We start from the raw sequence: 22,222 nt of genomic DNA on the forward strand, positions 1-22,222 counted from the left end.
GGTGTCGCCGTAGATAATCTGGGCGCTTTCGCCGTTCGCGAGCGGGCGATAATGCGCTTGGACGACATAACCACCCGGGCTGTTGCACGCTTCGGTCACGGTACCGGACGCGCCGTTCTGGGCGATAACGGTCGTGTCAGGTCGTACCCAGCATGCCACCGGCACACGGGCGCGAATACGGAAGGTGGTCCCAGCCGTATCCTTGGCTTCGACGATACCGGGTGCGGCGATCATGGCCACTGCGGCCGTAAGGCTGGCCAAAACGAAATTCTTCATTCTTACAGACCCCGTCATGACGCTCTCTGTCATTGCATTCTTGAGTCTGGTTCTAGCGGGCAGCTGTTAACTCTAGGCGATCAGACAGGCTTAGCGGGCGCTTAAATCTTAGGGTGAACAGCCACTTAACCGCGTTCCTAGTGACGGGATTCAAACGTCATTCGTGGTCAACGGCGGTTAACCATGTTCTTCACAACCAAAAAAAATCCGAGCAAAATCAGCCAATGATTCGTGTTCGGGAGTGCTGAGACATGCCGCTGCAGGTCTATAAGGGTAAGGGTCGTCATGCCCGCCGCGTCGTGCACAAGCGCAGCGGTGGCCTGTTGTTTCGCCTGTTCACCCAATGGCTGCGCAACGGCGTGATGTCTGTCCGCTAGGATGGAGCCTGATCCCCGCTACGCCGATGCGTCGGTCACCATCTTTGAGGTGATGTCCGGATTGGCGCGTGAGTATGGGGCGATCAATCTGGGGCAGGGGTTCCCTGAAGATCCCGGCCCGCTGGAAATCCGACAGTTTGCTGCCGACGCCGCCGTTCATGGCTGGAACCAGTATGCGCCGTCGCGTGGCCTGCCCGAATTACGCGCGGCGGTGGCCGAGCATTACGGCAGGCTGCACCATCTGGAACTGACGCCTGAAGAGGTGCTGATCACCTCGGGCGCAACCGAGGCGCTGGCTGCGTCCATTGCTGCTTGGGTTCTTCCGAGCGACGAGGTGGTGATTTTCGAGCCGGCCTATGACGCCTATCGCCCCTTGGTCGAGCGGGCAGGGGGCGTGGTCAAATCCGTCACCCTGTCACCGCCCGATTGGCGGATTACCGCCGAGGCGCTGGATGCCGTGGTCGGCGCAAAGACCCGCGCGGTCATCTTCAACAACCCGATGAACCCTGCCGCACGCATGGTGCCACCCTCCGAGCTTGAGTTGCTGTCAGATGTCTGCGTGCGCCACGACCTGCTGGTGATCAGTGACGAGGTCTGGGAGCATGTGCGGCTGGGCGAGCAACGGCATCTACCCCTGCCTGCCGTGGCCCGCATGCGCGAGCGCACCATCAAGATCGGCTCGGCGGGCAAGATGTTTGGTCTGACGGGGTGGAAGATCGGCTTTGTCTGCGGGCCGCAGAACCTGATCGATCCGGTGGCGCGGGCGCACCAGTTCATCACCTTTGCCACGCCGCCCCTGCTGCAGACGGCGGTGGCCAAGGGCTTGGCCTATGACGCCGCATGGTTCGATGCCGCTGCGGACGAGATGGCGCGTCGGTACCAGTTGTTGAAACAGGCCCTGACCGCGCAGGGTTTCCACTGTCTGGACAGCGACGGCACCTATTTCCTGAATGTCGATCTGTCGGCATCCGGCATTGAAACGTCGGACGTGGATTTCTGTGACCTGTGCGTGCGCGAGTTCGGCGTAGCGGCCATTCCGGTCTCGGCCTTCGTGTCCGCGAATACGGACTGGAGCGTGATCCGCCTGTGCTTTGCCAAGCCGGATGAAGTCTTGAGAGAGGCGGCGGATCGGCTGGGCCGTGCGCGTAAAAAACTCGAGAACCGTTGACCTGCGGAGCCTGATCGCACACTTAACGACCAGTAAAGAGTAGCAGGTGATATGGCCCGCACAGTTGTTAAGTGTAGCTACGCCGCCCTGGCTGCGGCGTCTGTGTTGCTATTTGCCCCCTATAGTCCTGCGGCTCCCAGTGGCGACACCATGCCCACGGAGGGACCGTCGGTCAGCGCGGGCCTGCACAGTGACGTTCGCGATTATACCTTGACCGTAAGGCGGCGGGTGCTGGCAACCAGCCCGCAAAGCCTGCAGGAGTTTGGTCAAAGGGCGCTTGGTAATCCGTCGGAAGAAAGCCTGAGGCACCTGCACCATGTGGCAATCGTCAGCATGGGCGAGCGCGCCTTCCCCGAGGCGGAGGCGTGGAATGCCCGCATGCTGGCCATGGCGCAGCAGCTGAACAACCGCACCTATATCAATCTGGCGGCCCTCAATACGCTGACGATCCAGCAACTGCGCGATCAATCGGTGACGCAGGAGCAGGCCGACGCCGCCGTGGCGCGCTATCGTAGTGGTGTGCCTATGCTGATGGCGCGCACGCTTCAGGCGCGGGTGCTGATCGACAATCAGCAGGCACCGGCCGCCATAAAGGTTCTTGGCGATGTCCTTCGGCGCCTGCCGCGCGTCGAAGGCGAGGGGCCGGCGGACGAGGTGATGATCTGGCGCGCGGTCGGTCTGGCCCATGGCCAGTTGGACGATGTTGCCGGCTATCTGGCGGCCATGCGCACGGTCGAGGAGAAGATGGCCGAGACCGGCTATCCTTGGCCAGATTATGAGGGCACCTACCACCTCGCCCTGACGCTGGGCTACATCGGCCAGTATGATGACGCGGACTATGTGGCGGGCGTCTATCAGGAGCTGGCCCAGCGTAATGGACAGCCGCTGCGGCTGGCGATGGCGGGCAGTCTCTGCGGCTATATCGCGGCGGCCAAGGATGACTGGGCCAAGGTGCTGGAATGTTATGCGCCGTTCGGTCCGAACCTGGATGTGCCGGAGCGCATCTATAACGTGATGCTGCCGAGGCGGGCGGTCGGCTATGCGCGGACGGGGCAGCTTGCCTTGGCACGCCGCGATCTGACGACGCTGCGCAACCGGCTGGATGCGGGCAAGATCGAGTTCACGCCGGCCATCCATCGTGCCGAAGCCGAGGTGATGATCGCCTCGGGCGACTACAAGCGCGGGGTGAAGGCTCTGCGCGACTATCACCTGCGCCAGTTCCGCACGGCCAGCGAGCTGTCCGGTTCGGTGATGGGCGAAGTCGTAGGCGATATGGACAAGCAACTGCGCGAGGTGCAGGCGCAGAGCCAAAATCGCGCAACGACCATCGCGACCTTGTCGTGGCTGGTGGCCATGGTGGTCCTGCTGGCGCTGATCACGATGGCCCTGCTGTTCAAACAGCGCCGACTGAGCAAGGCGCTGACCGCCGCCAATGCCCGTGAACGCGAGGAGTTGGAGCGCCGAGGCCAGTTCTTTGCCGACATCAGCCATGAAATCCGCACGCCCCTGAACGGGGTGGTGGCCTTGGCCGATGCTCTGGAAAAGGAAGACCTGCCGCCCGAGATCGCCGAGAAGGTGCGCCTGATCAACAGCTCCAGCGAGCTGCTGAACCGTCTGCTGTCCGATGTTCTGGACAATGCCAAAATGCAGGCGGGCCAGCTGTCGGTGGAGCCGACGGTCTTTAACCTGACCCGTCTGATCCGCGACACGACGGCCCTGTGGCGTCCCAAGGCCGAGAGCAAGGGTCTTAAGCTGGAGCTTCAGAGCGATTTCAGCGACGACGTCTGGGTCATGGGCGATGGCATGCGTCTGGCGCAGGTGATCAACAACCTGATCAGCAACTCGCTGAAGTTCACGCCCGAAGGCCGCATCCTGATCAATGTCGTGGACCTTCCTGCAGAACGGGTTCTGTTTGTGGTCACCGATACGGGCATCGGCTTCGACGTGCCGGACGCCGGGTCGATCTTCGAGCGCTATCGTCAAGCGGACCGCTCTATCTCGCGTACCTTCGGCGGGACTGGGCTGGGGCTGGCCATCAGCCAGAAGCTGATCTCGCTGATGGGAGGACAGCTTCAGGCGAAGAGTGCGCCGAACGAAGGGGCGCAATTCTGGTTCGATCTGCCTCTGCCGGTCCAGCAGGCCCCCGAGGCCGAGGCCGCTCCAGTGACGCAAGTGCCGCGCGATCCGTCTGGTCCGATGCGTGTGCTGATCGTTGACGACAACCAGACCAACCGAACCATTGTGGGGATGTTGCTGGCTGACCGTGACTATCAGCTGCACTATGCCGTCAATGGTCAGGAGGCGGTCGAAGCGGCCGCCGCCATGCGGTTCGACGTGATCCTGATGGATATCCAGATGCCGGTGATGGACGGACTGGAAGCCATCCGCCGTATCCGTCACGCCGAGGTCCAATGCGGTACCGAGCTGGCGGCCATCGTGATCTTTTCGGCCAATGACAGCGCCGACGATTACCGCACGGGCGTTGAAGCCGGTGCCGACACCCAGCTGTCCAAGCCGGTGGTTCTGGACCGCCTGCTGGAAGCCATAGATAGCGCGATCCAGATCCGCTCCAACTTGAGCCAGAAATCGGCCGAGGCGGATTTCGACATCATGTCGGCGTCCATCAACCCATAGGCGACAAGCGGCGGCGAAGGTTCAAACAGCCTTCGTCGTCGGACCGCTTGGCGAAGCGGCTGTCAGATGGATTATGAAGGAAGAGGAGGGAAACGATGGTGGGTGATCACGGGCTCGAACCGTGGACCCGCTGATTAAGAGTCAGCTGCTCTACCAACTGAGCTAATCACCCATGCCGTCGTTCAGGCCCTAAAGCCTGTGTCATCTCTTTGCGGTGCTGTGAACAGTATCGCTAAGAAGAAATGATGGTGGGTGATCACGGGCTCGAACCGTGGACCCGCTGATTAAGAGTCAGCTGCTCTACCAACTGAGCTAATCACCCGTACCGTCATTTGAGCCCTTGGTGAGGCTCCGGCGTCCCGCAGAAACGCAGTGCGTCGCGGCGAGGTGGGCTTAATACTGATGGGGTCGGATTCATGCAAGTGGAAAATTTCCGGCGTGGAAATTTTCTCAACACTGATAACGTGATACCGAGAGTCTCTAACCAATTTTACAAGAGTCGGGGAGTGAGGCATGGCCTTCTGGAGCCGCCGAAGATCAATCGATGCAATGCTGGCTCCGCAAGAAGGGCCCGCGCTTAAAAAGACCCTTGGATGGCCGCACCTGATGGCCCTCGGCATCGGGGCCATTGTCGGCACCGGTATCCTGACCCTGATCGGGGTTGGGGCAGGGCTGGCAGGGCCCGCCGTTCTCATCAGTTTCGCTTTGGCCGGTCTGGTCTGTGCCTGTGCGGCACTGTCCTATGCCGAGCTCTCGACCATCATGCCCGCCTCGGGCAGCGCCTATGCCTATTCTTATGCGGCGCTGGGCGAGATTCTGGCTTGGATCGTGGGCTGGAGCCTGATCCTCGAATACTCGCTGGTGGTATCCGCCGTGGCCGTGGGCTGGGCGGGCTATGCCGCGCCCTTCCTTCAGGAATGGGGTGTTCCGGCAGCGCTGCTGACGGGGCCGCACGTTGAGGGCGGCATCGTCAACCTGCCGGCTATCGGCATCATTGGCGTGGTGACCGGCCTGCTGCTGCTGGGCACCAAGGAAAGCGCCACGCTGAATGCCATTCTGGTGCTGATCAAGATCGCTGCGTTGGTGCTGTTTGTGGCCCTGTCGCTGCCGCACTTCGACAACGCCAACTTTACTCCGTTCATGCCGAACGGCTTTGGTGCGCCCTTTGTCCAGACGGGCGTGATGGCCGCTGCCTCGATCATCTTCTTCGCCTTCTACGGTTTTGACGCCATCGCCACCGCCGCCGAGGACACCAAGAAGCCCGAGCGAGATCTGGCCATCGGTATCGTCGGCTCCATGCTGATCTGCACCGTGCTGTATATCCTCGTGGCCGCCGCCGCGATCGGTGCGGCTCCGGTCGCCCGCTTCGCCGAAAGCCCCGAGCCGCTGGCCCTGATCCTGCGTGATCTGGGGCAGGGTGCCGCCGCCAAGTGGATCGGTGCCGCTGCCGTCATCGCCTTGCCGACGGTGCTGCTGGCCTTCCTGTTCGGTCAGTCGCGTATCTTCCTGGGGATGGCACGTGATGGTCTGCTGCCGACCGGCCTGGCCAAGATTTCCAACCGTGGCGTGCCGGTCGTGGTGACGGTGTTCACCGCCATCGTCGTCGCCTTCCTGGCGGGCGTGATGCGTCTGGACGAGCTGGCCTCGCTCGCCAATGCCGGTACGCTGACGGCCTTCTGCGCCGTGGGTGTCAGCCTGATCGTGCTGCGCCTGCGCGAGCCGGGCCGCGAGCGCAAGTTCAAGGCCCCGCTGTGGCCGGTGGTCGGCGCGATCACCATCATCGGCTGTCTGTTCTTCTTCACCAGCCTGAAGGCTTCGACCCAACTGTGGTTCCTGCTGTGGAACGTGGCGGGTCTGGTCATCTACTTCGTCTGGTCGTCGCGTCACTCGCGTCTGGCCAAGGGCGAGGAAGAAGCCGCCTGATGGCGCGTCGCGATCTGACAGGCGCGGTGGACTTTTCCGTTCTGGAACGGGCCACCGCCGGTGCGGATGACATCAGCGATGAAATCCTCGGCCTGTTTGTGCATCAGGCCTCCATCTGGGGGCCGATGCTGACCACGGCGCAGGAAGGCTGGCGCGACGCGGCCCACACCCTTCGCGGATCGGCGGGCGGTATCGGTGCTGGCGAACTGGCTGAACTGTGCGGAACGGCAGAAGGTGCCGATGAGGCAGTAGCCGAGGGGCATCTGGTCCGCGTCCGCGACGCGCTGGATCGGGCTTTGGCCGATGTGGCGGCCTACCGCCACGAACTGGCGCTCAGAAGCCTAAAAGGCTGAGGCGATAGACCTTAAAGACCAAGGGCGGTTCGGTTGAGCCGCCCTTTTTCATGGCGCGCGATTATCGTTTAAAGTGTTGAGCTTGCACGATTTTCAACCGGCAAGGTTGTATTGTTGTTCAGTCCTCATGGAAATCGGGCCGATGTAAGACTCCGGAAAGTCTTATGTTCGTAGCGAGCCCTGAACTCGGGGACTCCTATGAACAAATTTTCGAACCTGCGCACGGCGATGCGCACGGCCTTGCTGTCGACGACCGGCCTTTGTGTGGCGGGGCTGATGGTGCCGTCCACGGCGTGGGCTGAACCGGATTACAGCCATATTCGCGACGGGCAGGTAGTCAACGTTGGCGATTATACGTTCGGCTATGACGTACTGGTCGAGGGGCCGGTTACCACGCTGGTCGGCCACACTGTCGCGCTCATCGACGACGCCGAACTCACTATCGACGATCGGGCGGTGGCCGAGTTCCAGGACCTGTTTGTCGGGGAGAACCACAGTTCCGGCGCGGTATCCGTTACCAACGGTGGGCGGCTGTTTATCAATGCCGATCTCGCTCTCCCCGGTGGGGGGACGAAATATGGTTCGGTCAGGATTGATGGTGCCGGATCGCTGCTCGATGTGGGCCGCAACCTGATCATCAGCGGCGACGGTGGCATTTTTGACGACAGCACGTTGGTCATTTCTAACGGCGCGGTTGTGAATGTCGGCAGCGAGATCATCTTGGAGTCGCGTGCAAGCCGTGCGGTCATCTGGATCGGCGGCACTGGGTGGGCGGCACCGGAAGCTGCGGGCGTTGTGAATGCGCCCAGTATTCTTCTTAACAATCAGTCCAGCATCAATCTCAACCACAGCGGGACCTTCACCTATTCCGGTGAGATTGCGGGCGAGGGCGTCGTCAATGTTATGGCGGGCCACACGATCCTGACGGGCGATAGTTCGCAGTTCGACGGGTACACTTACGCGTCTTACGAAGCAGGGACGCTGGAGGTTAACGGCAGGCTGGGCGGTGCCCTTTATCTGGGTGACTCCCACCTGACCGGAACGGGTGTCGTTGACTTTGTGCGGCTGAACCCCGCCTTGAGCGGAACCATCCGGCCTGAAGCCACGACCCCGACGATCGGCGAACTCGATATCGGCGTCTATTCCACCCTGTACGTGGTTGTGGACCCTGAAACCGGCAAGTCGGGGACGCTGCGTGTCGCAGGCCGCGCAACCATCGGCGAGGGGGCTGAACTGCACCACATCGGGGGATCGAATACCAATTTCCGTCGTTCGGCCAGCTTCGTGATCATCGACGCCGCGGGCGGGGTCGATGGCCAGTTCGACATCGTGCAGTCGGAGTTCGCCTTCCTCGATGTAAGCATGGATTACACCGCCACCCAGGTCATCATGAACCTGGATCGCAATGACATCCGCTTCGTCGACATCGCCGAGACCGCGAACCAGCGGGCGGTGGCGAATGCCATCGAAGGTATTACGGATAATCTGGACCTGTCGGATCTGGTTATTGGTCTGAATGACCAGAATGCGCGTCTGGGCTTCACGCAGATGGCGGGCGAACTGCACGCCTCGGCGCGTTCGGCCATGCTGCTGGATGCGGCCAATCTGCGCCGTACCGTGATCAGTTCGGTCGGAGCGCGCGACGAGAACGGTTATGGCGTGTGGGGCCGCGCCCTGACGTCATCGACGCGGATGGAGGCGCTGGGCGAGAATGCCGGACTGAAGGCCGAAACGACGGGCTTCGTCGGCGGTATCGACAAGTCGTTTGGTGAAGCGATCCGTGCGGGCGTCGTGGTCGGCTTCGAAAAGGGTGAGCTGAAGTCGAATGGCCTTGGCCAGATCGACCGCGATACCCAGCATCTGGGCGTTTACGGTCGTGGTGACTGGGGCGCACTGAACGTTCAGGCCGGTGCCATCGCCTCTTGGCATGAACTGTCGTCGCGCCGCGATCTAGCCTTTGGCGATACGGCACAGACCCTCAAGGGCGATTATGACGCCACCTCGCAGCAGGCCTATGTCGAGGCTGCATGGTCGGTGCCGATGGCGTGGGCCACGGTGTCGCCCTATGCTTCGCTGGCGGTCAACACGCTCGATGTTGATGCCGTGTCGGAAAAGGGTGGCGTGGCCGCTCTGGAGATCGGCGACAACGCGCAGGATCTGACCACGGCGGGTCTGGGCATCGGTGCCGAGCGTCGCTGGAGCTTATCGAACGGCCGTGCGGCCAGTGTCTCGGCCCGCGTGGGCTGGGAAAGCTATTCCGGTGATCTGGAAGCCATCCAGACGGCGGCCTTTGCCGACAGCGCAGCCTTCGACATCGTGGGCCTGCCGATGGGCGACGAGGCGGTCGTGGCCAGCGTCAATGTGGCCGTTCCGGTGGGCCAATCCGGCCAACTGGGTCTGTACTGGAGCGGGGCCAAGGGTTCCGACCACATCCGCAACAGTCTGGCCCTCAGCTATCGCCTGAGCTTCTAAGGCAGATACGAGAAAGGCGGCCCGTCGGGGCCGCCTTTTTTGTATCCGGTTCAACCGCGGTTGCGGTCGTAACTGCCGAACTCGTGCGCGATGCAGCGGTCGATCAACAGACGCCAGACAGGCTCGGCGATGTCGGGCGACAGTCCGGCCTTCTCAGAGGCGGCCAGCACCTTGGCCACCACATCGTCGATACGGGCCTGATCGAACACGGCGTCGCGGTTGGGTTTGATGCGGGCGGCGGCGTCCATGTACCGCTGGCGCTCGGCCAGCAGGGTGACAAGGGCGCGGTCCAGCGCATCGACGCCCTGACGCACGTCCGCCATCGTCTCGCAGGCTTCGGGGGTCTTGCGTTCGTCGATGGCGACCGACAGCGGGGATTTTACATCAGCCGACAAAGGCGCGCTCCAGCACATAGTCACCCGGTTCGGCGTTCGAGCCTTCCTTCAGGCCGTAGGATTCCAGCAGTTCCGCCGTCTCCTTGATCATGGCCATCGAGCCGCACAGCATGACGCGGTCGGTGTTGGGCGAGAAGCCGATGGGCAGTTGCAGGTCGGCGAACAGGTCGCCCGACTTGATGCGGTCGGTGATACGGCCCGGCGTCTCGAACTTCTCGCGCGTGACGGTGGGATAGTAGGTCAGCTGGGCCTTGGCTTCTTCCCCGATCAGCGGGTCATCGTGGATGCCCTTGGTGAAGAAGTCGCGATAGGCGAGGTCCTGCACATTGCGGACCGTGTGGCAGACGATCACTTCCTTGAAGCGCGAATAGGTTTCCGGCTCACGCGCGACCGACAGCCACGGGGCCAGACCCGTACCTGTACCGATCAGCCACAGGCGCTCGCCACCCGTCAGGGCGTCGAGGACCAGCGTGCCGGTCGGCTTCTTGCCCATCAGCACGGTGTCACCGGCAACGATCTTCTGCAGGCGCGAGGTGAGGGGACCGTCCGGCACCTTGATCGAGAAGAACTCGAGCTCTTCGGCCCAGAACGGGCTGGCAATCGAATAGGCGCGCAGGACCGGCTTGCCGCCGTCTTCGCCCGGCAGGCCGATCATGACGAATTCACCCGAACGGAAACGGAAATCCTCGGGGCGTTTCACACCGAAGCTGAACAGCTGGTCGGTCCAGTGGCGGACCCACAAGACTTCCAGTTCGTGGAACGGGCTGGGCTTTGCAGGGGAGGCGTCTGTCATGCGCCCTAACTAGGGCGTTCGAACGATTTGCGAAAGGTGGTGGCACCAACAGAGACGCCGTTGCGATGTTTTCCGAGTGACGGGGCGCATTTCGGCCATTAACCTGACATCATGCGCACACTTCTTCTCGCTTCGACGATCCTGATGGCCGCAGTTGCAACGCCTGTCATGGCCCAGAACGCCGCCGCGCCTGCCGCGGCCACCGCTCCCGCTTCCAATATCCTGACGGTGGAGCGGGTTTTCGCGAATCCCTCGCTGGCCGGACCTGTCGCCCGTGGCGTCAGCCTGTCGCCCGATGGCGAGCTGGTCGCCTTCCTCCGCTCGCGCGAGGATGACGTGGATGTGCTGGACCTGTGGGCTGCGCCTGTTTCGGGCGGCGATGCCTTCAAACTGATCGATGCCCGCGCTCTGGTGCCTGATGCCGGTGAGCTGTCGGAGGCCGAAAAGGCCCGCCGCGAGCGCATGCGTATTTCCCAGCGTGGCGTGGTGGAATACAGCTGGGACGAACAGGGCCGCTATATCCTTGCCCCGCTGGAAGGTGACATCTTCCTGGCCAACCGCGCCGATGGCTCGGTGCGCCGTCTGACCGAGACCGCCGCTGACGAGATCGACGCCAAGGTCTCGCCCAAGGGCTCGTTCGTCAGCTTCGTGCGTGACCAGAACCTTGTGATCCTGAACCTCGAGACGGGGGCCGAACAGGCCATCACGACCGACGGCAAGGACCTGATCACCTGGGCGACGGCAGAGTTCATCGCGCAGGAAGAGCTGGACCGCGACACCGGCTATTGGTGGTCGCCGGACGAGAAATACATTGCCCTGCAACGCACTGATGAATCGACGGTCGATATCATTCCGCGCCTCGATATCTCGGGCGGCGGTGCGTCTGTGGTCTCGCAACGCTATCCACGTGCGGGTCGTCCCAATGCCGTGGTCGAACTGTTCATCCAGGACGTGACGACGGGCAACCGCGTTCAGGTCGATCTGGGCGCGAACAAGGACATCTATCTGGGTCGTGTGAACTGGGCCGCCGACGGCTCGGTCGCCTATGTGCAGCGCCTGTCGCGTGACCAGAAGACGCTGGACCTGCTGAGCGTCGATCCGGCCACGGGCCGCAGCCGCGTGATCGCCACCCAGACCTCGAACGCATGGGTGCCGCTGACGCACAATTTCAAGGCGCTGAAGGACGGCAACTTCATCTGGTCGTCGGAAGAGACCGGCTGGCAGCACCTGTACCTCTATAACAAGGACGGCCGTCGCATCCGCGCCATCACGCGCGGCGAATATCCGGTGAAGTCGCTGGATGGCGTCAATCAGGATACGGGCGAGGTCTTCTTCACCGCCTCCATGCGTGACGGCAAGGAACTGCCGATCGAGCAGCAACTGTTCAAGGCGTCGCTGAAGCGTACCGTGACCCCGACCGAGATCACCCCGCGTGGCGGCTGGTGGTCGGCATCGGTCAACGGCACGGGCACGGCCTATGTCGGCAACTATTCGGACCTCGACACCCCGTCGCAGTCGGCGCTTTACCGCATCGACGGCACCCGCGTGCGCTGGATCGAAGAGAACAAGCTGCAACCGGGCCATCCGTTCTGGCCGTTCGCAGAGCGCCAGCAGAAGCCGACCTTCGGCACGCTGGAAAGCCACGGCGAGACGCTGGTGTGGCAGATGACCACCCCGCCGGACTTTGACCCGAGCAAGAAATATCCGGTCGTGATGCAGGTCTATGGCGGCCCGTCGGGCGGCGGCGTAAAACGGGCTTGGCAGCCAGCCACGACCCAGCTGCTGACCGAGGCGGGCTATATCGTCTTCCGTCTCGACAACCGTGGCGAGGGCGACCGTTCGGCAGCCTTCAAACAGGCGCTCTATCTGAAGATGGGACAGCCCGAGATCGAGGATCAGGTGCTGGGTGCCAACTATCTGCGCAGCCTGCCGTATGTCGATGCTGACCGCATCGCCATCATGGGCTGGTCCTATGGCGGGTTCATGAGCCTGATGGCGCTGACCGAGCCGCAGATGGGTCTGGCCGCTGCTATTTCGGGCGCGCCGCCCACGGAATGGAGCCTGTACGACACCGCCTATACCGAGCGTTACATGTCGACGCCGCAGGGCAATGTGGCCGGTTACGCCGCGTCGGACGTTCTGGAGCGCCTGGATAATATGACGGGCCGTCTGCTGCTCATGCACGGCATGGCGGACGACAATGTGATCTTCGAGAACACCACCCGCGTGCTGAATGCTCTGCAGGAAAAGAGCATTCCGTTCGAGACCATGCTCTATCCGGGGCAGCGCCACGGCATCCGTGGCAATGACCGCCAACTGCACCAGTGGCGCACCTATCTGGACTTCCTCGACCGCACCATCGGCACCCGCGCCGAAACGGGCGAGCAGTAAGGTCGAATCGAAAGGGCAGGGACTTCACGGTCTCTGCCCCTTTCTTTTGGGGGAATAGGGGGAATGGATAATCGGCCAATATGGGATCGACGTCCGGAATATAAATCGCCCTCAACGGCGATGGCCGACCACATCTTTCTGTCGTTCCGAAAGATCGATGAGGACTGGAAGGCGCGCAACCTGTGGGAGCGAGGTGAGCAGGCTTGGCTTATGGTCGCCGTCGCGCATTTTGTGTCCGGGATCTACCATCATTTTCACGCGGATATCCTTGGCTATGACGCGCGATGGACCAATGAGCCCATGGTCATTCTCAATGGCAGCTTGGCCGTTCTCGCCATTGCCATGAACCGCGTTTCCAAGCTGCACCAAAAGGCTTGGTTGCCTGTGTTCTGCCTGCTTTGGATTGGGTTGGGCTTCTACTATAATTTTACGACCCAGATCGCTGACAAAATCAGCATGCTGTTTGCGTTCTTTGCAGCAGGGCTATCAGTCGGTGCTGTCCGGGCCGCCCTCTATATGACTCGTCAGAAATCGGTGGATCAGACGCGGAACGCAGCTTAACGAACGGGTGCATGTGAACATGCTCCTGTGGAGGGGAATATGAAGTTGAAGATGTGGGCGCTCGTCGCCGCTGCGGTTGCCGTATCTACTCCGGCACTTGCGGCCAGTGATGGCGGAAAAGGTAGTCCAGCCGTGTGGATCGCTTTGGGGACCGTGTTCATGGGCGTCTTTACGACCCTCATCGCCGTGCTGGTCGCCGCGAAAGCGAAGAAGAAGCCATCAGGCGAGTAAGAAGCGGCAGCGGTTCGGGCCGCTGTCACATCAGTTGAGTCGATCCGGTGTGGCGCCAGCCATGCCGCAGCGTTGAGGGACGCCAATGCCCGACACCAAAAAGCCCGGTGAGGATCTGGCCGAAGACATTCTGGGCTTCGGTCGGCAAGAGGTGGTCACGGCCAGGGACTTGTTGGTGAAACCATCGCAGGTTCTGGCAGCATGGATGGAGCAGGGAGCCGAGGGCGGAGGTCGCTATGCCCGCCCCTTGCGGCTTTATCTGGCGCTGAATGCGATACTGATGCTGCTGCTGTTTCTGCGGGGCGGCGCGGGTTTCATGCTCGACGGTATTCCGGACGACGTCATGGGCAAGCTGCTGGAGCGTACCGGCAAGTCCAGGGACGGATTTGTGGCCGACGCCGAGGGTTGGATGACCCTGGTCATGGTGCCGGTTCTCTCTGTCTTTTATTCGGTGGCCGTCACGCCCCTGCTGCGGTGGTGGGACAAGGCTGATCTGGGCTGGCGTCGGGGTTTCCGCGCCAGCTTTGCGTGGCTGAATGCCTGGACCGTACCGATGTTGCCGCTGGCGTGGTGGTCCTATGGAAACGGGACGCTGCAGGTCTGGATGGGGCTTGCGATCACCCTGCTGGGCATGGTGGCCTTTCTACGCATGGGGCGTGGACGTTGGTATCAGTCCAACGCGGGCGGGATCGCCAAGGCTATCGTCTTGATGTTCGTTCTCGGTATCTCCGCGCAAATCGGCGGGATGTTGGTGGGCGCTATCGGTCTTCTGGGCGGGGTATTCGCCTAAGGAACCGCCTATTGGGCGGGCCGTTCAGCGAGAATGGAAAAGCTGTTCAGCGCCTTTTCGACCGCAACTTCCCGTCTGGCCGGAATGCCTTGGACCTTCAATATCTTCCTGCTTCTGGTGGTGGTTTGGGCGGTGACGGGGCCGCTGTTCCACTTCAGCCAGACGTGGCAGCTGGTGATCAATACCGGCACCACCATCGTCACCTTCCTGATGGTGTTCCTGATCCAGAATTCCCAAAACCGCGACAGCGCGGCCATGCACGCCAAGCTGGATGAGTTGATCTTCGCCATCCGTCACGCCGATGCGGGCTTTATCGGCATCGAGCATCTGACCGATCATGAACTGGCCGCCATTCTGGCCGAAGTCGAAAAGCGCGCCAGTGCCATCCATGCCGGACACTCGGCCCGTCCGGTACGCGCCCGTCCGGCCAAGCGAGTTGATGATTTGACGACTTGAGGCTCAGCTTTTGGGACGGAACTTCTCGACCGCGTCCAGTGCCTGATCAAGAGTCCGGTCTGTGCCCAGCATGGATAGACCGATCTCACCGCCCGACAAGCCGCTGTTCATACTGTCGAACATCCGTTTCCACGGTGCCCGAGGATAGCGTGACGGATCACACAACTTGATCACCAGCGCTTTTTGTCCTCGGTGGGACCAGGTACCGATATGTTCAATCTGGTCCCACGGGATCGGATGCTCGGTGTAGGACGGCACCAGAACGCCCATACGGTCGATCCGCAGATGCTCAGAAGGGCTGGTGATCCGTTTCGCGCCGACCAGAGCCACCCCGCCGAAGAAAACTATGGATACCCATCCCCCCGTTTTGATCAGCCAGTCGGGGTATCGGGATGGACTTTGGGGCAGGGGGTGGATGATCAAGTCGTCTACGGGTGCCGACGTGACCGGCTTGTCCAGTATGCCGGTCATCCATACGCCGACAGCCACGAAGATCAGGGCGATGATGATGCCGATGATCATCTTGAGAGGCTGCGTTCTTGCAACAAAGGCGTTCATCGGCAGGGCTTCCGTTAGTCTTTCAGACGTGAAAGCACGTCGTGATTATCGGCACCCAGCGCAGGCGGCGGGCGGTCGTAACGAACGGGAGTCTTCGACATCCGGATCGGCGATGCGACGGTTTTGACGGGCGCTGACAGGTCGTCCCGCGATTGCTCGACCATCAGGGCGCGATGCAGGGCCTGCGGTTCGTTGAACACCTGATCGATGCGGTTGATCGGGCCGCAGGGGACACCGTGATCTTCCAGCCGCTGCATCAGATCGGTCATGGTGTGGACCTGCGTCAGCGTTTTTAGGATGGGGATCAGAAGCTCGCGGTTGGCGACGCGGTCGGCATTCTTGGCAAAGCGTTCGTCTGTGCCCAGTTCGGGCTGGCCCAGCGCCTCGCACAGTTTGCGGAACTGGCTGTCATTGCCCACGGCAATGATGATCATGCCGTCAGAGCAGGGGAAGGGCTGATACGGTGACAGGTTCGGGTGGGCATTGCCCATGCGGGTCGGCACCTTGCCCGAGACAAACCAGTTGGTTGCCTGATTGGCCAGTACGGCGGCCTGAACATCGAACAGGGCGATATCGATATGCTGGCCCTCACCGGTAGCGCGGGCGTGCATCAGGGCGGCAAGGATGGCATTGGAGGCATAAAGGCCGGTGAACACATCAACGACGGCCACGCCGACCTTCATCGGCTCGGCTCCTTCGGCCCCGTCGGGCTGGCCGGTAACGGACATCAGGCCGCCCATGGCCTGGATCATATAGTCATAACCCGCGCGGTGGGCGTCCGGTCCCGTCTGGCCAAAGCCCGTGATCGAGCAATAGACGAGGCGAGGATTGATGGCCGACAGGCTGTCGTAATCGAGGCCGTATTTCTTCAGGCCGCCGACCTTGAAGTTTTCGACCACCACATCGCACTCAAGGGCCAGTTTGCGGATGGTGTCGGCTCCCTCGGGCGAAGCCATGTCCAGCTCGACCGACTTCTTGCCGCGGTTGGCGCACATGAAATAGGCGGCGTCCCCGCGCCCACCATCCTTGGTGGTCGTGAAAGGCGGGCCCCATTGGCGGGTGTCGTCACCCACATCGGGCCGTTCGACCTTGATAACCTCGGCACCCATGTCGGCAAGGGTCTGGGTGGCCCACGGTCCCGCGAGAACGCGGGACAGGTCCAAAACCTTGACCCCGTGAAGCGGGCCGTTAGAGCGGGGATGGTGCGAGGTCATGCCTATCAGATACAGGACTCTGCAATTGCAGGCGATAGGCAGCGCACAGATGCATCGACCTTGGTCTGCCTTTTTTTGGCTTTGGTTGGTCTATATTATCAATGATGAGTAACCGACCCCGCGCGTACGCTCGCGTAGCTTTTGAGCAGTGGGGTCGGCAGTAAGCCGTCGGTGAGGCGTACGTATTTTCACTGATGGTCCGGGAGCACACCGCTGGGCCAACTTGTTTTCAAGTCGATACCTCTCGGTGTGATGCCCGCAGTAGGCGTGCTAGTGCATCTATCTGTAAGTGTACCTAGTAAGCGTAGCGTTTTCCAAGGGCAACGGGTCATTCCGTCGCCCTTTTTACGTCTGATCATATGAAGATTGCTATTTCCAGTGTCGATCTAAAAGACCGGCCGCTTCGCATTGAAGCCTCTGCTCATCGCCATCGCGGTTAGCGATAGATATATAACAATATTATTTATATTTGCGCATAGTCGGAGACATGCGATATGCGCTCAAAACGCAATTTCTTCGGCCGCGTGCTTGCACTGATGGACCGTCGAGATCTTAGGGGCGCGACTTGAAAGGGTGGCAATTTGCAGCGTTCAGCTGAAAGCGGGAATGGTGGATCGCGCCGTAGTCTTAAGGCGCAAGGGACGGGCAGCAGCCTGCCGGTGTACCATCAGCTCAGTTCTATCCTGCGGCAGCAAATCAAGGATGGTGTCTTCTCTTCGGGGAAAGCCATGCCCTCCGAGATGCAGTTGTCTCAGACCTATGACGTTTCGCGCGTGACCGTTCGTCGGGCACTGGAAACTCTGGAAAATGAAGGCTTCATCGTGCGCCGCCATGGCGTTGGCACGTTTGCGGCCCCTCGACCGGAAACGGCGGCTAGCACCATCAACCGCGTTTCGGGGCTGGTCGAAAATCTTATCACCTTGGGCCTGGAGACGACGGCGCAGTTGCTGTCCTACGTTCCTGATGCGCCCACGCCGCCGGTGGTATCGCAAGCCTTACGTCTTGAGCCGGGCGACACCACACTGCGGATTGAGCGTCTGCGCTTCTACAAGGATAAGCCGCTGTCGCTGTCGCTGGTGTACGTACCGCACGACTTCGCACACATGGCAGCCGAGCATCTGATTGATGATCGTCCGATTATTCGTTTGCTGGAAGACGGTGGTCTGCGCCCGGATCGCGCAGAACAGACCATCAGCGCTGTGCCAGCCGACGATGAAGCCGCTGCGCGCCTGAATGTCGGGATCAGCATGCCGCTGCTGCGCATGCGCCGCACGGTATACAGCGTCGATGGTCATCCGCTGGAGCATCAGATCGGTCTGTATAACCCCGACCAGTACGAGTACCACATGATGCTGACCCGCGATAACAGTTCGGCCCGCCCGCAGTGGCGCCACATCGGCTGATTATCGGGTAGCAGGACAGAACGAATAAGGGGCGATCCTGTGGATCGCCCCTTTGTTTTATCAGGCACCGAACTTGCGGAGCGGCACGTCTGCGATTGGGATGGTGGTGGTCTTTTCTTCGGTGAAGAAGGCCATCGATGAGGTCGCACCATCGCGGCCAAGACCGGAATCCTTCACGCCACCGAACGGGGCACGCAGTTCGCGCACCATCGGGGTGTTCACCCACATCAGTCCGGTGCGGATGGCCTGGCTGACGCGCAGGGCCTTGTCGACGCTCTGGGTCCACAGATAGCCGACCAGACCGAACTGGCTTTCATTGGCCATGCGGATGGCATCTTCGGCGTCCGAAAACTTCACGAAGGCTGCGAACGGGCCGAAGATTTCTTCTTGGCACACGCGGTCTCCGTTGCTGGGGGCCAGGACAGCGGTTGGCTCGATAAAATAGCCGTCGCGATCCAGTGCCTTGCCACCGGTCAGCAGGGTTGCGCCCTGCGACTGTGCGATGTCGACGTAGGACAGGATGTGCTGGCGGTGACGCGCCGAGGCAATCGGTCCGATCTCGGTTTCGTCCGACAGGGGGTCGCCGACCTTGATTTTGCGGGCACGCTCTACGAAGCGACCGACGAAATCGTCAAAGATCGAATCCTGAACCAGAATGCGCGATCCGGCGAGGCACTGCTGGCCGTTGTTCGAGAAGATAGAAACGAGCGCGCCGTCCAGAGCGCGTTCCTGATCGGCGTCGGCAAAGATGATATTGGCCGACTTGCCGCCCAGTTCGACGGCGGCGGGTTTCAGGCGGCGGCCTGCGGCCTGCATGATGGTACGGCCGGTCTCGGTGCCGCCGGTAAAGGCGATCAGATCGACGTCGGCGTGGTCCACGAGTGCCGAGCCGGTGGTCTGCCCGCGGCCGTTCACGAGGTTCACCACACCGGGCGGCGTGATGCCGTTGATGATCTCGACCATACGCGCCAGTGACAGCGGCGTTTGCTCAGACGGCTTCAGTACACAGGTGTTGCCATAGGCAATTGCCGCCGCGACCTTCATCGAGGCCAGCGCCAGCGGGGAATTCCACGGCGCGATCAGGGCGGCCACACCGACCGGATGGCGGGTGACGAAGGTCAGATAGTCTTTGTTCTGTTGCCAGACCTGACCCGGTTGCTGGCTGATGACCTCGGCAAAGAAGCGGAAATTATAGGCGGCGCGCACCACCTGACGGCCCAGCACGTCGCGGCGTACGATGCCGGCGTTCAGGGTCTCCAGCGTGGCCAGTTCATAGGCGTTGGCATCGATCGCATCGGCGATGCGGCACAGGATGGCCTGACGCTCCTCGATGGCCATGCCTGCCCATTCGGGATCGTTGAAGGCGCGGCGGGCAGAGCGGACGGCGCGGTCTACTTCGTTGGCGTCGGCTTCCTGAAGCTCGGAAATGATCTGGCCGTTGCCGGGGTAGAATGTCGGGATACGGTAACCGCCCTGATCGCCGACCCAAGCGCCGTCGATAAAGCTGGTCACAAGTTTGGGGGCGAGCTCGAACGGGTTGGACGTGCCGGTAGCCATCACTCAGATCCTGTACATGGGCCGACGAGCGGCATATTTGACTCGTCTTTAACCTAATACGTCTTAAGCGTGGCAGGCAAGACCAAGAGTGGCGTTATCAAAACCGCCTTCCAGATCAAAGCTCAAATCTGGACCAATGTTACGCGGTTCGGTCGATCCCCGTGGAAATGGGGTTGTCGGCAGCGAACTTAATGTATTAGATCGAATACAAGTTAGATTTCGGGGTGAGTCATGGGGCAGTTCGACGCGCAAGTCGTGATCGTGGGGGCAGGGCCGGTCGGCCTGACTGCCGCCTTGCGTCTGGAAGGATTTGGAATTTCCGCTCTTGTCCTGGAACAGGAACAAGTGCTGCCCGAAGATTTGCGTGCGTCCACCTTCCATCCGCCGACGCTGGATATGCTGGCTCAGTATGATGTTGCGGACGAACTGATCGCGCAGGGTCTACGCTGTGACCACTGGCAGATCCGCAATCATGATACGGGCGAACGGGCCGTGTTCGACCTGTCCTATCTGAAGGGTGAAACAGACCATCCTTTCCGCCTTCAATGCGAACAGTTCAGACTGTGCCGCATTCTGGAAGCGCGTTTGGCCAAGGCCCGGCACGTTGAAACCCGTATGGGGGCCAAGGTTGTCCGCATCGAGCAGGATGAAGCATCTGTTCGCGTCTTCTATGAAAGCAACGGCACGGAACAGGTCGTCACGGCGCGCTATGTGATCGCGGCAGACGGTGCCCGCAGCACGGTGCGCGGCCTTATGGGATGGGAGCTGGAAGGCAAGACGTATCCGGAAACCACCATCCTTGCGATCACGCCTTTCGCGTTCGACGAGCATCTGGAAGGCCTGTCGAACGTCAACTATTGCTGGACCGACGGCGGCACCTTCTCGCTGCTGAAGCTCAAGGAATTCTGGCGTTGCAGCCTGTATCCGCGCGGCGACGAAACGATCGAGGACGCGCTTGATCCTGCGTCTATCGAGACGAAACTTCAGGGTATCGTGCCCCGCGACGTGCCTTATGATGTCCTCGAAATCCGCCCTTACCGCGTGCACATGCGCATTGCGCCGGACTATCGCAAAGGTCGGGTGATTCTGGCGGGTGATGCCGCCCACATCAACAGTCCCTCGGGCGGCATGGGCATGAATGGAGGCGTGCACGACGCCTTCAATCTGACGGACAAGTTGAACCGGATCCTGAACGGTGCCGACGACAGTCTGCTGGACCTGTACACCCGTCAGCGCCGCCCGGTCGCGGAACAGGAAATCCTTGCGCAGGCCGACCGCAACCGCGGCCGGATGCAGGAGCGTGACGCCGAACGGCGCAAGGTGATGATGGCCGAAATGCAGGCCATGCTGGCCGATCCGGTACAGCACAAGGCCTATGTCATGCGCTCTTCCATGATCGATGGTCTGCGCAAGGCCGACGCGATCCTCTGATCAGCGTGGTAGCAGATATAGAAAAGGCCGGGTTCCCCCCGGCCTTTTTTGTGGCTGGAGCCGAGGCGGGATCAGCTGCCGGTTTTGGGCGTGTCCTTAAGGGCGTCGATCTCTTCCTGCAGCACGTAGAAAACGCGCTGTGTGAAGGCGGCGTGGCGCTGGCGGCGCTCTTCCATGTCTTCCGGTGTCGGCTGATAGGTTTCAATGGCGTCCTTGGCCATAACCCCGCTTTGGGCCAGCACGGATTCCAGCGTGACAACGCGGTCGCAAAGGGTGGCCACTTCTGCCGTCAGGGCCGTGATGATGGCCGTCAGGCGATCGTTGGCGGTGTCCTCGAAAAAAGTCGGGCGAGGGTGTTTGGGAGAAGCCATTTGAACTCCGGTAAGAGATTAGGCGAAAGGAAATCAGGCCATGCCCAGACGGGCAAGTGATGCGGGGAAGCGGGCGGCCAGGCGCGCACGCCACGGGGCGTCGGCGGCCAGCCAGTCGGTAATGGAATCTGTGTGGCCCAAATCCTGACAGAGCGCCCAGGCTGTGGCCAGATTGGACGACAGTATCGGCATATCCGCCCGCAGGGATGCGACAGCCAGGGCGGGCAGGCTGGGCGCCCCCGTTCCCGTGGCGACGACGGCATCTATGCCGCGCTGCCGGACCGCTGTTTCCAGTACCGCCAGCAGGTCTGACGAGGTCTGGGTATAGATCGGGTGTCCCGCCACTTTCGAAGGCGGGGCCTGCAGGACGAAATCGGGCTCGAACCCGCGCGAGGCCCAATAGGCGGTCGCCGGTTGCGTCAGGGCCGGTGGATAGGGGCTGACCAAGGCTATACGCCTGGCACCCAGGGCCTTCAGGGCACGCTCCACGGCATTGGCCGCGCCAATCAATGGACACGGCCCCTTGCCGCGCAGGATCCGGTCGCTGCACCTTTGTTCGGGCGCCAGCAGATAGGTCGATCCGGTGCAGGCGAAGGCCACCGCATCCAGCGGCGCGTCCCCGAACGGTTCAAGCCATCGCGACATCTGCAGCTCATAGGCGCGCAGACGTTCGTGCATATCCTCGAATGGCGCATACATGCGGGCCGTCAGCACGTTGAAGTCCGGCGTCAGTAGGGTGGAGATTTCCGGCTCTGCAGTCGGGTTCTCCGCAGGGGTGAGAAGGGCCACGACGGCCGATGCGCCCAGATCGGGGCGCGGGCTGGCTATGGGTGGTGAACCGGTGTTCATTATCTCGTATGGCCTGCCT

General features: G+C 61.5%; 21 protein-coding genes and 2 tRNA genes. 13 read left to right on the plus strand and 10 right to left on the minus strand.

All coding sequences use genetic code 11. The features are described 5' to 3' along the window. Window positions 1-276 (minus strand): hypothetical protein (locus tag Q0Y42_RS04915; protein WP_297800809.1); only part of this gene is annotated, 276 nt, incomplete at its 3' end. A gap of 251 nt (window positions 277-527) precedes the next feature. On the opposite strand from Q0Y42_RS04915, the gene Q0Y42_RS04920 reads away from it, so the two are divergent. From Q0Y42_RS04920 to Q0Y42_RS04930, 3 genes are all read left to right on the plus strand, one after another. Further along, window positions 528-653, plus strand: a complete 126-nt coding sequence (locus Q0Y42_RS04920) for a hypothetical protein (protein ID WP_297800812.1) — start codon at window positions 528-530, stop codon at window positions 651-653. Between the two features lies 1 nt (window position 654). Continuing rightward, window positions 655-1,821, plus strand: coding sequence for an aminotransferase (locus Q0Y42_RS04925; protein WP_297800814.1), 1,167 nt, complete (start codon window positions 655-657; stop codon window positions 1,819-1,821). A gap of 228 nt (window positions 1,822-2,049) precedes the next feature. Then, complete coding sequence (locus Q0Y42_RS04930) at window positions 2,050-4,455, plus strand: ATP-binding protein (protein ID WP_297800816.1); 2,406 nt, start codon at window positions 2,050-2,052, stop codon at window positions 4,453-4,455. 96 nt (window positions 4,456-4,551) lie between these two features. On the opposite strand, the gene Q0Y42_RS04935 is transcribed toward Q0Y42_RS04930, so the two are convergent. Together Q0Y42_RS04935 and Q0Y42_RS04940 are read right to left on the minus strand one after the other, a co-directional pair. Continuing rightward, a tRNA-Lys gene (locus Q0Y42_RS04935) sits at window positions 4,552-4,627 on the minus strand. 74 nt (window positions 4,628-4,701) lie between these two features. After that, window positions 4,702-4,777 (minus strand) — tRNA-Lys (locus Q0Y42_RS04940). A 191-nt stretch (window positions 4,778-4,968) separates the two neighbouring features. Between Q0Y42_RS04940 and Q0Y42_RS04945 the strand changes: the two genes are divergently transcribed. The 3 genes from Q0Y42_RS04945 (at window position 4,969) to Q0Y42_RS04955 (ending at window position 9,203) form a co-directional block, all read left to right on the plus strand. Then, the gene (locus tag Q0Y42_RS04945) at window positions 4,969-6,378 is read left to right on the plus strand and encodes an amino acid permease (RefSeq protein ID WP_297800817.1); all 1,410 of its coding nucleotides are present in this window, start codon (window positions 4,969-4,971) and stop codon (window positions 6,376-6,378) included. Further along, on the plus strand, window positions 6,378-6,731 hold the full coding sequence (locus tag Q0Y42_RS04950; RefSeq protein ID WP_297800819.1) for an Hpt domain-containing protein: 354 nt from the start codon (window positions 6,378-6,380) through the stop codon (window positions 6,729-6,731). The genes Q0Y42_RS04945 and Q0Y42_RS04950 overlap by 1 nt, the downstream gene beginning before the upstream one ends. Before the next feature lie 198 nt (window positions 6,732-6,929). Beyond that, window positions 6,930-9,203: an autotransporter outer membrane beta-barrel domain-containing protein gene (locus tag Q0Y42_RS04955; protein ID WP_297800821.1), complete on the plus strand. Its 2,274-nt coding sequence runs from the start codon at window positions 6,930-6,932 to the stop codon at window positions 9,201-9,203. Between the two features lie 50 nt (window positions 9,204-9,253). Here the strand turns inward: Q0Y42_RS04955 and Q0Y42_RS04960 are convergent, their stop codons facing one another. Together Q0Y42_RS04960 and Q0Y42_RS04965 are read right to left on the minus strand one after the other, a co-directional pair. Continuing rightward, on the minus strand, window positions 9,254-9,526 hold the full coding sequence (locus Q0Y42_RS04960) for a chorismate mutase (protein WP_297800913.1): 273 nt from the start codon (window positions 9,524-9,526) through the stop codon (window positions 9,254-9,256). Between the two features lie 61 nt (window positions 9,527-9,587). Next, on the minus strand, window positions 9,588-10,391 hold the full coding sequence (locus Q0Y42_RS04965) for a ferredoxin--NADP reductase (protein ID WP_297800823.1): 804 nt from the start codon (window positions 10,389-10,391) through the stop codon (window positions 9,588-9,590). A 144-nt stretch (window positions 10,392-10,535) separates the two neighbouring features. Here Q0Y42_RS04965 and Q0Y42_RS04970 point away from each other — a divergent pair, with 144 nt between their 5' ends. The 5 genes from Q0Y42_RS04970 (at window position 10,536) to Q0Y42_RS04990 (ending at window position 14,820) form a co-directional block, all read left to right on the plus strand. Beyond that, complete coding sequence (locus tag Q0Y42_RS04970) at window positions 10,536-12,782, plus strand: S9 family peptidase (RefSeq protein WP_297800825.1); 2,247 nt, start codon at window positions 10,536-10,538, stop codon at window positions 12,780-12,782. 120 nt (window positions 12,783-12,902) lie between these two features. Then, window positions 12,903-13,343: a hypothetical protein gene (locus Q0Y42_RS04975; RefSeq protein ID WP_297800827.1), complete on the plus strand. Its 441-nt coding sequence runs from the start codon at window positions 12,903-12,905 to the stop codon at window positions 13,341-13,343. A 39-nt stretch (window positions 13,344-13,382) separates the two neighbouring features. Then, complete coding sequence (locus Q0Y42_RS04980) at window positions 13,383-13,574, plus strand: hypothetical protein (protein WP_297800829.1); 192 nt, start codon at window positions 13,383-13,385, stop codon at window positions 13,572-13,574. An 85-nt stretch (window positions 13,575-13,659) separates the two neighbouring features. Beyond that, window positions 13,660-14,364 carry a hypothetical protein gene (locus Q0Y42_RS04985; RefSeq protein ID WP_297800831.1) on the plus strand — a complete coding sequence of 235 codons (705 nt, stop codon included), beginning with the start codon at window positions 13,660-13,662 and terminating at the stop codon, window positions 14,362-14,364. Between the two features lie 33 nt (window positions 14,365-14,397). Further along, a complete protein-coding gene (locus Q0Y42_RS04990) occupies window positions 14,398-14,820 on the plus strand; it encodes a low affinity iron permease family protein (RefSeq protein WP_297800833.1) in 423 nt (140 codons plus the stop codon). A gap of 3 nt (window positions 14,821-14,823) precedes the next feature. Here the strand turns inward: Q0Y42_RS04990 and Q0Y42_RS04995 are convergent, their stop codons facing one another. Then, a complete protein-coding gene (locus tag Q0Y42_RS04995; protein ID WP_297800835.1) occupies window positions 14,824-15,378 on the minus strand; it encodes an STM3941 family protein in 555 nt (184 codons plus the stop codon). A 14-nt stretch (window positions 15,379-15,392) separates the two neighbouring features. Further along, a complete protein-coding gene (locus Q0Y42_RS05000; RefSeq protein ID WP_297800837.1) occupies window positions 15,393-16,592 on the minus strand; it encodes a CaiB/BaiF CoA-transferase family protein in 1,200 nt (399 codons plus the stop codon). Window positions 16,593-17,173: 581 nt separating this feature from the next. On the opposite strand from Q0Y42_RS05000, the gene Q0Y42_RS05005 reads away from it, so the two are divergent. Beyond that, window positions 17,174-17,995 (plus strand): GntR family transcriptional regulator, encoded by an 822-nt coding sequence (locus tag Q0Y42_RS05005; protein WP_297800839.1) that lies wholly within the window; start codon window positions 17,174-17,176, stop codon window positions 17,993-17,995. Window positions 17,996-18,055: 60 nt separating this feature from the next. On the opposite strand, the gene Q0Y42_RS05010 is transcribed toward Q0Y42_RS05005, so the two are convergent. Next, on the minus strand, window positions 18,056-19,552 hold the full coding sequence (locus Q0Y42_RS05010; protein ID WP_297800841.1) for an aldehyde dehydrogenase: 1,497 nt from the start codon (window positions 19,550-19,552) through the stop codon (window positions 18,056-18,058). Window positions 19,553-19,783: 231 nt separating this feature from the next. On the opposite strand from Q0Y42_RS05010, the gene Q0Y42_RS05015 reads away from it, so the two are divergent. Then, window positions 19,784-20,983 carry an FAD-dependent monooxygenase gene (locus Q0Y42_RS05015; RefSeq protein WP_297800843.1) on the plus strand — a complete coding sequence of 400 codons (1,200 nt, stop codon included), beginning with the start codon at window positions 19,784-19,786 and terminating at the stop codon, window positions 20,981-20,983. Between the two features lie 71 nt (window positions 20,984-21,054). Here the strand turns inward: Q0Y42_RS05015 and Q0Y42_RS05020 are convergent, their stop codons facing one another. Both Q0Y42_RS05020 and Q0Y42_RS05025 read right to left on the minus strand, forming a co-directional pair. After that, the gene (locus Q0Y42_RS05020; protein ID WP_297800845.1) at window positions 21,055-21,354 is read right to left on the minus strand and encodes a hypothetical protein; all 300 of its coding nucleotides are present in this window, start codon (window positions 21,352-21,354) and stop codon (window positions 21,055-21,057) included. Between the two features lie 33 nt (window positions 21,355-21,387). Next, window positions 21,388-22,203, minus strand: coding sequence for a hypothetical protein (locus Q0Y42_RS05025; protein ID WP_297800847.1), 816 nt, complete (start codon window positions 22,201-22,203; stop codon window positions 21,388-21,390). Window positions 22,204-22,222 lie beyond the last annotated feature (19 nt).

It is taken from the genome of uncultured Brevundimonas sp., from assembly GCF_947305955.1.
GTDB lineage: Bacteria > Pseudomonadota > Alphaproteobacteria > Caulobacterales > Caulobacteraceae > Brevundimonas.

Bases quoted from the DNA above. Each gene is read 5' to 3' on its own strand.
- Q0Y42_RS04925 (WP_297800814.1), top strand. From the start codon at position 655: ATGGAGCCTGATCCCCGCTACGCCGATGCGTCGGTCACCATCTTTGAG.
- Q0Y42_RS04950 (WP_297800819.1), top strand. From the start codon at position 6,378: ATGGCGCGTCGCGATCTGACAGGCGCGGTGGACTTTTCCGTTCTGGAA.
- Q0Y42_RS04995 (WP_297800835.1), bottom strand. From the start codon at position 15,378: ATGAACGCCTTTGTTGCAAGAACGCAGCCTCTCAAGATGATCATCGGC.
- Q0Y42_RS05025 (WP_297800847.1), bottom strand. From the start codon at position 22,203: ATGAACACCGGTTCACCACCCATAGCCAGCCCGCGCCCCGATCTGGGC.
- Q0Y42_RS05000 (WP_297800837.1), bottom strand. From the start codon at position 16,592: ATGACCTCGCACCATCCCCGCTCTAACGGCCCGCTTCACGGGGTCAAG.
- Q0Y42_RS05015 (WP_297800843.1), top strand. From the start codon at position 19,784: ATGGGGCAGTTCGACGCGCAAGTCGTGATCGTGGGGGCAGGGCCGGTC.
- Q0Y42_RS04990 (WP_297800833.1), top strand. From the start codon at position 14,398: ATGGAAAAGCTGTTCAGCGCCTTTTCGACCGCAACTTCCCGTCTGGCC.
- Q0Y42_RS04920 (WP_297800812.1), top strand. From the start codon at position 528: ATGCCGCTGCAGGTCTATAAGGGTAAGGGTCGTCATGCCCGCCGCGTC.
- Q0Y42_RS04965 (WP_297800823.1), bottom strand. From the start codon at position 10,391: ATGACAGACGCCTCCCCTGCAAAGCCCAGCCCGTTCCACGAACTGGAA.
- Q0Y42_RS04945 (WP_297800817.1), top strand. From the start codon at position 4,969: ATGGCCTTCTGGAGCCGCCGAAGATCAATCGATGCAATGCTGGCTCCG.
- Q0Y42_RS04980 (WP_297800829.1), top strand. From the start codon at position 13,383: ATGAAGTTGAAGATGTGGGCGCTCGTCGCCGCTGCGGTTGCCGTATCT.
- Q0Y42_RS04960 (WP_297800913.1), bottom strand. From the start codon at position 9,526: ATGGCGGACGTGCGTCAGGGCGTCGATGCGCTGGACCGCGCCCTTGTC.
- Q0Y42_RS04985 (WP_297800831.1), top strand. From the start codon at position 13,660: ATGCCCGACACCAAAAAGCCCGGTGAGGATCTGGCCGAAGACATTCTG.
- Q0Y42_RS04975 (WP_297800827.1), top strand. From the start codon at position 12,903: ATGGCCGACCACATCTTTCTGTCGTTCCGAAAGATCGATGAGGACTGG.
- Q0Y42_RS04955 (WP_297800821.1), top strand. From the start codon at position 6,930: ATGAACAAATTTTCGAACCTGCGCACGGCGATGCGCACGGCCTTGCTG.
- Q0Y42_RS04970 (WP_297800825.1), top strand. From the start codon at position 10,536: ATGGCCGCAGTTGCAACGCCTGTCATGGCCCAGAACGCCGCCGCGCCT.
- Q0Y42_RS05010 (WP_297800841.1), bottom strand. From the start codon at position 19,552: ATGGCTACCGGCACGTCCAACCCGTTCGAGCTCGCCCCCAAACTTGTG.
- Q0Y42_RS05020 (WP_297800845.1), bottom strand. From the start codon at position 21,354: ATGGCTTCTCCCAAACACCCTCGCCCGACTTTTTTCGAGGACACCGCC.